Origin of the sequence: Burkholderia sp. Bp9090, assembly GCF_003857985.1 — a bacterium.
In the GTDB taxonomy this organism is placed as follows: Bacteria; Pseudomonadota; Gammaproteobacteria; order Burkholderiales; family Burkholderiaceae; genus Burkholderia.
This window is the reverse complement of record NZ_QTPV01000058.1, coordinates 26,234-38,337: the sequence shown is the minus strand read 5'-3', so window position 1 is coordinate 38,337 and position 12,104 is coordinate 26,234. Positions and strand designations below refer to the sequence as shown.

At 68.2% G+C, this 12,104-nt stretch carries 11 protein-coding genes and 1 pseudogene; 6 read left to right on the top strand and 6 right to left on the bottom strand.

The window, feature by feature from the left end; all coding sequences use genetic code 11:
• The 3 genes and pseudogenes from DIE16_RS33265 to DIE16_RS33255 form a co-directional block, all read right to left on the bottom strand.
• Positions 1-73 (bottom strand): annotated as a pseudogene (locus DIE16_RS33265) (hydrolase); the annotation flags it as partial.
• A 385-nt stretch (positions 74-458) separates the two neighbouring features.
• The gene (locus tag DIE16_RS33260; protein ID WP_124489506.1) at positions 459-1,799 is read right to left on the bottom strand and encodes an ATP-binding protein; all 1,341 of its coding nucleotides are present in this window, start codon (positions 1,797-1,799) and stop codon (positions 459-461) included.
• Positions 1,800-2,528 carry a response regulator gene (locus DIE16_RS33255; RefSeq protein WP_044848420.1) on the bottom strand — a complete coding sequence of 243 codons (729 nt, stop codon included), beginning with the start codon at positions 2,526-2,528 and terminating at the stop codon, positions 1,800-1,802.
• A gap of 248 nt (positions 2,529-2,776) precedes the next feature.
• Between DIE16_RS33255 and DIE16_RS33250 the strand changes: the two genes are divergently transcribed.
• Together DIE16_RS33250 and DIE16_RS33245 are read left to right on the top strand one after the other, a co-directional pair.
• Entirely contained in the window at positions 2,777-3,523 is a 747-nt protein-coding gene (locus DIE16_RS33250; protein ID WP_124572167.1) for a MipA/OmpV family protein, read from the top strand.
• Positions 3,524-3,812: 289 nt separating this feature from the next.
• Positions 3,813-4,148, top strand: a complete 336-nt coding sequence (locus tag DIE16_RS33245; protein WP_124489505.1) for a hypothetical protein — start codon at positions 3,813-3,815, stop codon at positions 4,146-4,148.
• 21 nt (positions 4,149-4,169) lie between these two features.
• On the opposite strand, the gene DIE16_RS33240 is transcribed toward DIE16_RS33245, so the two are convergent.
• Both DIE16_RS33240 and DIE16_RS33235 read right to left on the bottom strand, forming a co-directional pair.
• Positions 4,170-5,417, bottom strand: coding sequence for a transglycosylase SLT domain-containing protein (locus DIE16_RS33240; protein WP_124894210.1), 1,248 nt, complete (start codon positions 5,415-5,417; stop codon positions 4,170-4,172).
• A 422-nt stretch (positions 5,418-5,839) separates the two neighbouring features.
• On the bottom strand, positions 5,840-7,000 hold the full coding sequence (locus DIE16_RS33235) for a porin (protein ID WP_124489503.1): 1,161 nt from the start codon (positions 6,998-7,000) through the stop codon (positions 5,840-5,842).
• A gap of 452 nt (positions 7,001-7,452) precedes the next feature.
• Here DIE16_RS33235 and DIE16_RS33230 point away from each other — a divergent pair, with 452 nt between their 5' ends.
• Entirely contained in the window at positions 7,453-8,037 is a 585-nt protein-coding gene (locus DIE16_RS33230) for a flavin reductase family protein (RefSeq protein ID WP_124894209.1), read from the top strand.
• A 39-nt stretch (positions 8,038-8,076) separates the two neighbouring features.
• Here the strand turns inward: DIE16_RS33230 and DIE16_RS33225 are convergent, their stop codons facing one another.
• A complete protein-coding gene (locus tag DIE16_RS33225; protein WP_044848425.1) occupies positions 8,077-8,973 on the bottom strand; it encodes a LysR family transcriptional regulator in 897 nt (298 codons plus the stop codon).
• A gap of 97 nt (positions 8,974-9,070) precedes the next feature.
• Here DIE16_RS33225 and DIE16_RS33220 point away from each other — a divergent pair, with 97 nt between their 5' ends.
• The 3 genes from DIE16_RS33220 to DIE16_RS33210 are packed head-to-tail and all read left to right on the top strand — an operon-like array spanning position 9,071 to position 12,082.
• Entirely contained in the window at positions 9,071-10,369 is a 1,299-nt protein-coding gene (locus DIE16_RS33220) for a CitMHS family transporter (RefSeq protein WP_124523909.1), read from the top strand.
• A gap of 40 nt (positions 10,370-10,409) precedes the next feature.
• Positions 10,410-11,771, top strand: coding sequence for an acyclic terpene utilization AtuA family protein (locus tag DIE16_RS33215; RefSeq protein WP_124894208.1), 1,362 nt, complete (start codon positions 10,410-10,412; stop codon positions 11,769-11,771).
• A complete protein-coding gene (locus tag DIE16_RS33210; protein WP_124489499.1) occupies positions 11,771-12,082 on the top strand; it encodes a hypothetical protein in 312 nt (103 codons plus the stop codon). The genes DIE16_RS33215 and DIE16_RS33210 overlap by 1 nt, the downstream gene beginning before the upstream one ends.
• Positions 12,083-12,104 lie beyond the last annotated feature (22 nt).

Sequence of the window (12,104 nt, the reverse complement as noted above, 5' to 3'; positions counted from 1 at the left end):
TGACGATGAACGCCGCGTTCTGCGGGGTGAGCAGGTGGTCGTTCGCGGGATCGCGAATCGGTTCGCTTGCCATGGTTCTCTCCAGATCAGGGTGGTGGGCGGCTGGGGATCACGATCGCGCCGCCCCGTCGTGCGGACGCGATGCGATTCTGCTGCGGTGCGGTGCCACGACGATCGAAGCGCGACGGTGAGGCGCGACCTCGACGCGGCGCGCGCCTGGCGATTCGCCGGATTCGGGTGCCGGCGAGTGTCGTCAGCTTATGCGATTCGCGCGGCGGTGCGTAGCGCGCGCGGACAGAACATAGTGTTCTCGTTCATCGAACGGCATGCGGGCGCGACCGGGCGCAGCGTGCCACTACCATGAGCGGCATGATCAGGAGCACTGACAGGTGTGAAGGCGACGGTTGCCGCGCACGCAGCGATCGAGCGGCGCGGCGGCCGGCCCCAGGAGAGAGTGTTTAGATACGAGAGTGCTCCGTGCGCGGTGGCGTGTCGCCGAGGAATTCCGGCAATGCCCGCGGCGGCAACGAAATCACGAAGCGGGCGCCGCCGAGCGGCGAATCCTCGAGCCGCACGTCGCCGCCGTGCACGAGCGCGACGCGTCGCACGATCGCGAGCCCGAGGCCGAACCCGCCCGTCTGCCGGTCGCGGCTCGAGTCGAGCCGCTGGAACGGTTCGAACACGCGCGCGCGTTCGGCGACCGGGATGCCGGGACCGTCGTCGTCCACGCTCAGCACCAGCGCGCCGGACGCGTCGTGCGTCGCGGACAGCAGGACGGTGCGCGACGCATAACGTGCGCCGTTGCGGATCAGGTTCAGCAGCGCCCGTGCGACGAGTTTCGGATCGCACACGTGGGTGGCGGGCGCGCCGGTTGTCGACACGCCGAGCGTGAGGCCGCGGTCGGCGACGTCGTTCGCGACGTTGCCGGCCACGCTGTCGATCAGCGCATCGACGGCGACGTCCATCGGCGCGAGTTCGCTTGCGCCTTGTTCGAGCCGCCCGATCGTCAGCAGCTCGGTCACCAGCTCGTCGAGTTCGCGCACGTCGCGCCGCAGTTCGTCGCGGCGCTCGCGCATGCGGCCGCTTTCGTCGGATTCGGCGAGCAGCGCGAGCCCGAATTCGAGGCGCGCGAGCGGCGTCTTCAGCTCGTGCGAGATGCCGTGCATCATCTCGCGCTGCTGCTTGATCGACGCCTCGATCCGCTCGGCCATGTCGTTGAACTGCTGCGACAGCGCGTAGATGTTCGAGCGCCCGGACAGCTTCACGCGCGTCGACAGGTTGCCCGCGCCGAACGCGTGCGCGGCGGCCTGCAGCTTGCGCAGGTCGCGCCAGTGATACGAGGTCCACAGCGCGACGGCGAACAGGGCCGCGAGTGCGGTCATCCCGTATGCGTAGATCTGGATGTCGAGGTCGGCCGGTGCGATCGGGCGGGCATGCAGGACCGAGCCGTCCGCGAGCGGCATGTAGTAGTTCCTGCGGTCGTAACTGATCGCGATCCGGCCGGCGTCCAGATCGCGCAGCGGCCCGCCGCGCAGTTGCGCACGGGCGTCGGCCATCGTCACGAAACCGAATCGCTCGTTGCCGTGCTGCGCGAGTTCACGCAGCGCGAGGCTGCGCTTGCCGCCCGGATGGCGTTCGAGGTAATCGTTCAGCACGAACGCGTAAGTGGTCAGCGCGTTGCGCTGCGCCTGCGCCACGCGTTCGTAGAAAATCCTGTTGAACGACCATTGAATGAATACGATCGAGGCGGCACAGCACAGGATCACGATGAGGTACAGCTTGATCAACGGGCGCAGCATTTAGTCGTCCCACGCGGAAGGGCTGAACAGGTAGCCGCGGCCCCAGATCGTCTTGATCCGTTGCGGCTCCGACGAAGCGTCCTCGAAGCGCCGGCGCAGCTTCGAGATGCCCGAGTCGACCGAGCGGTCGAGCCCGTCGAATTCGATGCCGCGCAACTGCTTCAGGATGTCGTCGCGGCTCAGCACCGTGCCTGCCGCTCGCGCGAGGATCAGCAACAGGTTGAACTCGGTGGTCTTCAGGTCGACGAGTTCCCCGCGCCACGTGACCGTGCGGTTCGGCGGCGAGATCGTCAGCTCGCCGAACACGAGGGCATGCGGCTGCGTGTGGGCCGCCGGTTCGGACGCGGCAGGCTGCGCGCGGCGCAGCAGCGCACGGGCGCGTGCGACGAGCACGCGCGGCTCGATCGGCTTGGTCACGTAATCGTCGGCACCGGTTTCGAGGCCCGCGACCTGGTCGTACACGTCGGCGCGCGCGGTGAGGATCAGCACGGGCACGTTGGTGAACGCGCGAATGCGCCGGCAGACTTCCATCCCGTCGAGGTTCGGCAGCATCAGGTCGAGTATCACGAGCGCGGGCTGATGCTCGCGCACCGCGGCGACCGCGAGATCGCCGCGCCGTATGACCGTCACCGCGAATTCATAGTTGTCGAGATATTCGCGCACGAGCTGGGCGAGGCGGTCGTCGTCCTCGATCAGCAGCACACGGTATTTGAGCGGATTGTCGTTCATGGTCTCCTCGGTTGCGCGCGTTCAGCCTCTCCATGCCGATGAATGCGCGGCCGGCGAATTCTATCCGGCGTGGCGGCCGCCGGGGCCGCGATACGACAATCGGGAACAAACGATCACAATTGAGCACACATTTTCCGCAGATTCAGGACAGTGCTGCCGCGCCGTCGTACCTAGACTTCGGGCTCCGTCACTCTTGTCTCGACATCGTGAGTCCATCCTTCCGTTCGCTGCGCTCGTTGCGCTATTGCATGCCGCTTGCCGGCCTGACCCTCGCCGCCGTCGCCCACGCCGAAAACCAGTACGCGATATCGCTCGGCGGCGGGTTCGCGCCGCGCTACCAGGGCAGCAACCAGTATCGCGCCGTCGTCGCGCCGTCGTTCTCCGCGATGTTCGGCAACGGGTTCTTCATCGACACGGCAGCCGGCGCCGGCTACCGTCTGAACCTGCCGCACGGGGCGTTCGTGTCGGCAGCGCTCGGCTATGCCGGTGGCCGTTCCGACGAAAACCGTTTCGACCTGGCGGGTTCGGATCACCTGAAGGGGATGGGCCGGATCCCCGGTTCGGTGCTCGTCGGCATGCGTGCGGGCGTGCAGCTGCTCGATGGCGGCGAACTGAGCGTCGCCATCGATGCGCCGGTCACGCATACGTCGCGCGGCTTGTCCGGCCACGTCGATCTCGCGGTGCCGGTATTCAAGGCCGGCCGCCACGATGTCGTCGTGACCGGCAGCGTGCATGCCGGCACGGGGCGCTACATGCAGACGTTCTACGGCGTGACCGACGCGCAGTCGGCGGCGAGCGGCTTCAGGCCGTATTCGACGAGCGGCGGGGTCGACAGCGCAACGCTGTCGCTCGCATGGAACTGGGGCGTGTCGCGGCACTGGTCGGTGCATGCGACCAGCGGCTTCACGCGGCTGCTCGGACGCTATGGCGACAGCCCGATCGTCCAGACGCGCAGCAACTACTTCGGCATGGCCGGCGTGACGTACAAGTTCTGACGCGGCCGGCATGATTCGCCAGCGCCCCGTCCGGGGAGCACGACTTCGCCGCGGATCGGTGCGGTAACATGAAGGCGGCTTCGGCTTCGGCTTCGGCTTCGGCTTCGGCTTCGGCTTCGGCTTCGGCGTCAGGCTGTCGAGGCGACTGCGCGGAGCCGATTCGACTCGAACGGATCGCGCAATACGGTGCCTTGCCGGCCGGTGGCGCGCAGAACCCATCATGGATCCAACGCCCGGTGCGTGCGCGCATCCCGCACCTGCCGCGCCGGGCCGCGACAGGGAGAAACCGATGAAGAACACGATCGCGATGCTCGCGGCACTCGTTGCGAGCGCAACCTTTGCGGGATGTGCGGACATGAACACGAAGCACCCCAACGCCACCGCCGGCGGCGCGGTGACGAACCCCGCGCCGTCGGGCGCCGTGAACGCGTGCAAGGCGGACGCCACGCCGGACGACGCGCTGATCGGCAAGACCGAGGCCGATGCGGCCGCGCTGCTCGACGGCTGCCTGTGGCGCGTGCTCGAGCGCGACGGCCGGTCGTTGCCGGGCACGATGGACTATCGCGAGGAGCGCCGCGACCTCGGCATTCGCGACGGCAAGGTGATCTGGGTGCGGCGCGGGTGAGGGATCGGGCCGGCCCGAGCGTTACTTCGAGATGTACCAGAGCGCGTCGGTGCTGACGCGTGCGCCCGGCTTCGTCGCGGCGGGCGCCTGAGGTGTCGCAACCGGCGGCGGCGTGTTCGACGTCACTGCGGTGGGCCACGTCGCAGGCGTGTTCGACGCGGTCGATGCCGTCGACGTATTGGCCTGACTCGAGGTTGCTGCCGAACCCGACGTGGACGCCGTGTCGATATACCAAAGCGCATCGGCCGATGCGGTGCGCTTGGCCGCTGCATCGGCGGTGTGTCTGGATGCGGGCGCTGCCGTCGCCGTCGCTGCCGTGGCGGCCGTCGCCCCCGAACGCTGCGTGCCCGCTGCGGGTGCCGCGCCCGCCTGAGCGGTCGTCCCCGTCGCGCCGCGCTGCGCGCGCGCCTCGAACGGCCCGAGCTGGAAGATTAACGTTTGCGCGGGACGCGTCAGAACGGCATACGGGAACTGCAGCTCCCACGACATCAGCACGCGGCCCGACGACGTCTCGGTGAAGATCGCCGGCACGTGCTTCATGTCGCTGAACTGCACGTAGATCCGCGCGCCGTCGTCGAACACCTGGGTCGGCTTGGCCTGGTCGGCGCCCGTGACGGTCCAGCCGAAGTTGTACGTGCCGGCCGGGCCGGCCGGCCCGCCTTGCGGTTGCGGCGGCGGCGCGGCAGGCGCGAGCGTGCGGGGCCGTGCGACCGGTGGTGCCGACACGCTCAGGCTGGCGAACGGGTTGTACGCCTGCACCTGTTGCGGCGGCGTGAAGGAGGGCGGAAGGATGGGCATGGGAGTATCCGGCGAATCCGGCATGGTCCGGATTGCATCATAGACCTTGCGCGCATACGCGAGGCGCTTGTCGGGCGACGCGGCGTTGTACGCGCCGATCGCGTTCCAGTTGGCGCCGAGCTGGCGGATGTTCTGCGACAGGATCCACGCGCCGACGTACGCGTTGGTGCACGCATCGAACAGGCTTTCCCGCGTGATGCCTTCGCGCGCGAGCGTCGGCAGCCAGGTGCTGTTGATCTGCATCAGGCCGATGTCGACGGTGCCGTTCGTGTTGGTGTTGACGGCGTTCGGATTCATCCCCGATTCGACCTGCGCGATGCCGCGCAACAGGCTCACGCTCACTTTCTGGAACGTGGCCGCGTCGTCGAGGCAGTCGGCCCGCGCGAACCCGTGCAGCGCGCACGACAACACGATCGTCGCGGCGATCTTCGGCGTGGCGTGGCTGATCGAACGGGCAGTCTGACGCGGCATGGCAGGATGGGGCGGAATCCGGCCGCCCGGTGCAAGGAAATTACGCAGACGCGAAGTGTGCCATAGCGCGCAGGCAAATGGCTCGCGTCAAACTTTCCTTTGCATTTGCCGGCGGATTTGTCGCGGATTTTCGCGGGCGCCGGTATCTCCGTGCGACAGGATGGAATCGGTAAAAAGGGCCGATTATCGTGCGCATGCCAGCGTGCGGCCGCTATCGAAATACTGACGCCACGCGTCAGTTGCGCGGCGAATGCGGCAATGAATGGTGCAGCGAAACGGACGATAAAAGGCGCGGCCACCGGTGCGCGGGGCGTGGAAACGGCGACGGCGGCCGCAGCCGCCGTGTCGATGCATCCTCGACTCCCGAAATCCGGTATCGACCGGCCGGCCGCGCGATGCCGCACGCAGCCGGCCGTCGTCGCTCAGAAGCGGTGACGCAGGCCGAGGTTGACCATCGTCTGCGAGCTCGTGCCCGCATAGCCGTACGAACCGATCGACGCCTGCGCGGCCATCGACCCGCCGTTGCCGTCGCCGGTCTGGCCGCTCGCGTGCTGGTACGCGGCGGTCAGGTACACGTCGGTGCGCTTCGACAGCGTATAGTCCGCGCCGGCCGACACCTGGTGATAAGTCGCCGACGTATCGCCGCCCGAGCGCGTGTAGCTGTAGCCGAGCCCGACGAGCAGCGCATTGGTCGCCTGGTAGTTCACGAAGCCTTGCCCGGTGTTGTAGTGCTCGTTCGAGTTGAACACCGAGCTCGCGTCGCGGCGGTACTGCGCGTTGCTGTAGCCGAGGCCGAACGTGAACGGGCCGGCGACATACTGGCCCGCGATGCGGGCGATGCCGATCGAATGCGCGCTCGCATAGCCGGTGTTGATCGGGCCGTCGAAGGTGCCGTCCGACGAGCTGGTCCAGCCGTTGCGCAGCCCGTTCGACGCGGGGCTGTTGGTCGCGTGGAAGTACCCGCCCGCGACGCTGAAGGGCCCGTTGTTGTACGACACGGCGGCCGAATACGACTGCGCGGCGCCGGTGCTGCCGGCGATGCCGCCGAACGAGTACATCGCCGAGAACTGCAGGCCCGAATACACGGCCGACGTGTACTTCACCGCGTTGTCGACGCGGAAGCTGTTGTCGTAGTTGTCGACGTCGCCCGGCGTCGCGAACACGCTGCCGAGATAGTTGTCGGCGGTGATGCCCTGCACGAGGTCGATGAGCGGGTCGTACTGGCGGCCGAACGTGAGCGTGCCGTAGCGGTCGCTCGACAGCCCGACGAACGCCTGCCGGCCGAACAGGCGGCCGCCCTGGCCCTGCCGGCCGCTGCTCGGGTCGAAGCCGTTCTCGAGCTGGAACAGCGCCTTCAGCCCGCCACCGAGATCCTCGCTGCCTTTCACGCCCCAGCGGCTGCCGGAGAGATTGCCAGCGCTGCTGTTGCCGAGCATCCACGCGTTGTCCTTGCCCTGCGCGTGATTCACGTACGTGATCGACGTGTCGATCACGCCATACAGCGTGACGCTCGACTGCGCATGCGCGGCGGGCATCGCCGCGAACGACGCGAGCGAAATCAGCGAGAGGGTCGTGCGTTTCATTTCATCTCCTTGCGATTGGCCTGTTTTCTTGAACCGGAATGGCAGGAGACTACCGAGCCGCCGACGAACGGCAAAAACGAAATTCTCCGATGTGACATAAAGCCGACAGATGCATGCTGCGGCAAGGTCCATTGAGAGATTCACATTATTGAGAATCGTGTATCAATCGATTTGAATTTCGAGATGGCGCGACCGGCGTATTGCCGGAATCGTGATAATTCCGCACGATTTCCAGTCGAATTTCGACGACGATGCATTGGTCGTCGATTCATCAATTGATTATTTAACGAATCGAATCGCGTGATGCGGGCCGAGTGTGTTATTGCGCGCACCGCGCGAGCGATTTGGGTGTGACGCAGCGCGCCCGCGCGCGCCGTCAGCGGCGATCGGCACGGAGTGCGAGAATGCTGGCCTCGGCCGGCACGCGTCGTGCCGCTCACCAGGGAACCCGCATGGACAGTCACATCGCTCCGGTGGAGCTGAAGAAAGCCTACCGTCTTCTCAACCACGGCCCGACCGTGCTCGTGTCGGCCCGTCACGACGGCGTCGACAACGTGATGGCCGCCGCGTGGGCCTGCGCACTCGATTTCCTGCCGCCGAAGCTGACGGTCGTGCTCGACAAGTCCGCGAAGACGCGCGAGCTGGTCGAGCGCAGCGGCACCTTCGTGATCCAGGTGCCGACGGCCGCGCAGCTCCAGCTCACGCATGCGGTCGGCAGTCACAGTCTCGCCGAGCGGCCGGACAAGCTGCGCGAGGCGGGAGTCACGCTGTTCGACGTCGCCGGCCATGACCTGCCGTTCGTCGCCGGCTGCTCGGGCTGGCTCGCGTGCAGGCTGATACCCGAGCCGCACAACCAGCAGGTCTACGACCTGTTCATCGGCGAGGTGGTCGGTGCATGGTCCGACACGCGCGTGTTCCGCGACGGTCACTGGTATTTCGAATCGGCCGATCCGGCGCTGCGCAGCCTGCACTACATCGCGGGCGGCAACTTCTATGCGATCGGCGAATCGCTGCACGTCGATCCGGACGCGCAGTAGGCAGAAAGCGGGCTTTCGTTCGCGATTCGGGCGCGCGGTTCACGCGCGCTTGTTCAATTCCGCCAGCATCACGTCGGCGAACGCCTGCGCGACGCGCGACAGCGTGCGCCCGCGTTTCGCGACGAGCGCGATCGGCCGCACGAACGCCGGGTCGTCGATCGGCTTCGCGACGAGGTCGGGCTCGGCGCGCACCTCGCGCGCGGCGGCCGGCAGGATCGTCACGCCGAGGCCGCCGCGCACCATCGCGACGGCCGTCATCATGTAGGTCGGTTCGCACGCGATGTCGGGCGTGCAGCCGGCCGCTTCCAGCGCGGCATCGACGACGCTGCGCACGCTCGTGCCCTGTGCGGTCAGCACGAGCGGCACGGCGGCGACGTCGGCGGTGCGCACGCGCCGCTTGCGCGCGAGCGGATGATCCTTCGGGCACACGGCGACGAGCCGGTCGGCGCCCGCGTACAGCACGTCCAGCGACGCGTCGAACGCGTCGCCGCCGGTCAGCCCGAGATCGGCTTCCTCGTTGCGCACCAGCGCGGTGACGAGACTCGCGACGCCGTCGCGAATGTCGAAGCCCGCGCGCGGCACGTCGCGCCGGAACGACTGGATCAGCTCCGGCAGCAGGCTGGATGCAAACGTCGGCAGGCACGCGAGCCGTACCGTGCCGCTCGCGCCTTCGCCGAGCGCCCGCGCGTCGCGCAGCACGCGCTCCATGTCGTCGAGCGAGCGCTGCAGCAGCGGCAGCAGTTCGCGCCCGGTCTGCGTGAGCGCGACGCTGCGGCTGTTGCGGTCGAACAGCCGCGCGCCGACGATCTCCTCGAGCCGGCGGATCTGCACGGTCAGCGCCGGCTGCGACAGGTGCAGCCGCGCGGCGGCGCGCGTGAAGTTGCCGGCCTGCGCGACGGTGACGAACGCGCGAATGTCGCGAAGGTTCAGATCCATAACGGTTCGTGATTGCTGCGATCAAATCATTTCAATTGTGCTATCGCTGCGCCGACCTTACGCTCGTCTCCAACAAAAGACAAGGTAGGAGACTCCGATGCTGCCGTTACTCGGGCTGGGCACGATCGTCGTGCTGCTGGCCGCGATTCTGTCGAAACGCATGTCGCCGCTCGTGGCGCTGATCATCGTGCCGATCGCGGCGTCGCTGATCGGCGGCTTCGGGCTGCATACCAGCAAGTTCGTGATCGACGGGCTGAAGGGCCTCGCGCCCGTGGTCGGGATGTTCGTGTTCGCGATACTCTATTTCGGGACGATCACCGACGCCGGCACGCTCGACCCGATCATCGACCGCATCCTGCGCGCGGTCGGCACGCGGCCCACGCGGATCGTGATGGGCACGACGCTGCTCGCGCTGCTGATCCACCTCGACGGCTCGGGCGCCGTGTGCTTTCTCGTGACGATTCCCGCGGTGCTGCCGCTTTACGACCGCCTGAAGATGGACCGGCGCGTCCTGGCCGCGGCCGTGTCGATGGCCGCGGGGATCAACTTCCTGCCGTGGACGGGGCCGATGATCCGTGCGTCGGCCTCGCTGCACCTGCCGGTGTCGGCGCTGTTCAATCCGCTGATTCCGGTGCAGGCGATCGGGCTCGTGTTCGTGTTCGGCGTCGCGTACTGGCTTGGGCGGCGCGAGGAGAAGCGGCTCGGACTCTCGCGCGACGATGCGTCGATTCCGCTGCCGACCCGGGCGCTGACGCCCGACGAGCAGGCGCTGCGCCGGCCGCGCCTGTTCTGGTTCAACCTGCTGCTGACGCTCGTCGTGCTCGGCACGATGGTCGTGATGGGCGAGAAGATCCCGCCGGCGATCATGTTCATGGTCGGGCTGTGTGTCGCGCTGATGGTGAACTATCCGGACGTCGACATGCAGAGGAAGCGCATCGACGCGCATGCGCGCGCGGCGCTGATGATGGCCGGCATCCTGCTCGCGGCCGGCGTGTTCACCGGGATCATGCAGGGCAGCGGGATGCTGAAGGCGATGGCGCAGGCGGCGGTCGGCTTCGTGCCGCCGTCGATGGCCGGCCACATTCCGGTCGCGCTCGGCCTGGCGTCGATGCCGCTCAGCATGCTGTTCGATCCCGATTCGTTCTACTTCGGCGTGCTGCCGGTGATCGCCGAAGTGGCCGGCCAGCTCGGCGTGCCGGCCGTGCACGTGGGGCAGGCCGCGCTGCTCGGCCAGATGACGACCGGGTTTCCGGTCAGCCCCCTGACGCCCGCGACGTTCCTCGTCGTCGGCCTGTGCGGCATCGAGCTGGCCGAGCACCAGAAGTTCACGTTCCCGCTGCTGTTCGGCGCCTCGATCGTGATGACGATCGCGTGCGTCGTGATGGGCGTCTTTTGATTTTTTTCCCGGCGCGCGAGCGCCGGATCACGGTACCGACATGACAGCAAAGCCATCACACGAACGGCGCGTGCGCATCGGCGCGGGCGCCGGCTACTCGGGCGACCGGATCGAGCCCGCGGTCGAGCTGGCCGAACACGGGCAGCTCGACTATCTCGTCTTCGAGTGCCTGGCCGAGCGCACGATCGCGCTCGCGCAGCAGGCGCGGCGCAAGGATCCGGCGCTCGGCTACGATCCGCTGCTCGACGCGCGCATGCATGCCGTGCTGCCGGTGGCGGCGGACAAGCGCGTGCGGATCGTGTCGAACATGGGCGCGGCGAACCCGCGCGCGGCCGCGCGGCGCACCGCGCGGATCGCGCAGTCGCTCGGCCTCGCGGGGCTGAAGGTCGCGGCGGTCGAAGGCGACGACGTGCTCGACGTCGTGCTGCGCGGCGCGTTCCGCTTCGAGGAGTCGGGCGACGAAGTCGCCGCGTATCGCGACCGCATCGTGTCCGCGAACGCGTATCTCGGCGCCGCGCCGATCGTCGATGCGCTTGCGGCCGGCGCGGACGTCGTGCTGACCGGGCGCGTCGCCGATCCGTCGCTGTTCGCCGCGCCGCTGATCCACGCGTTCGGCTGGCGGATGGACGACTGGGACACGCTCGGGGCCGCGACGGTCGTCGGCCATCTGCTCGAATGCGCGGGGCAGGTGACGGGCGGCTATTTTGCCGACCCCGGCTACAAGGACGTGCCGGATCTCGCGCGGCTCGGCTTCCCGATCGGCGAGGTCGCGGCCGACGGCTCGGTCGTGATCACCAAGGTGCCGCACGCGGGCGGCCGCGTGAGCGCGGCGACCTGCAAGGAACAGCTGCTGTACGAGATTCACGATCCGGCGCGCTACCTGCAGCCCGACGTCGTCGCGGATTTCACGCGCGTGGCGGTGGCGGAGGAGGCGCCGGACCGCGTGCGCGTGACGGGCGGGCACGGCAGCGCACGCACCGGGACGCTCAAGGTGTCGGTCGCGTATGTCGACGGCCATATCGGCGAAGGGCAGATCTCGTACGGCGGGCCGGGCGCGCTGGAACGCGCGCGGCTCGCGCTCGACATCGTCCGCGAGCGGCTCGCGCTGACGGGCGTGGCCGCGACCGAACTGCGTTTCGATTTGATCGGCGTGGATGCGCTGTACGGCGACGCGACGCCCGCCGTGCGCGGCGAGCCGGCCGAAGTCCGCGTGCGGGTGGCCGGCCGTGCGGCGAGTGCCGCCGAGGCCGCGCGGATCGGCAACGAAGTCGAGACGCTCTATACGAACGGGCCGGCCGGCGGCGGCGGTGCGTTCAAGTCGACGCGCGAGGTGATCGCCGTGCAGTCGGTGCTGCTGCCGCGCACGGCCGTGACGCCGTCGTTTTCTTTCGTGGAGGCATGATGCAATTGCGTGAACTGGCGCATGCGCGCACCGGCGACAAGGGCAATACGCTGAACGTATCGGTCATCTGCCGCGATCCGCGTCACTACGAACACCTGCGCGCGCATCTCGATGCGGCCGCGGTGAAGGGATGGCTCGCGGGCATCGTGCACGGCGACGTCGTGCGCTACGAGCTGCCGGCGCTTGCCGCGTTCAACTTCGTGCTGCGCGACGCGCTCGGCGGCGGCGTCACGCGTTCGCTCGCGCTCGATGCGCACGGCAAGTCGGTCAGCTCGGTGTTGCTGGCGATCGATGTGCCGGAGCCTGAGTGACGACGTGGCGGCGTGCATCGCC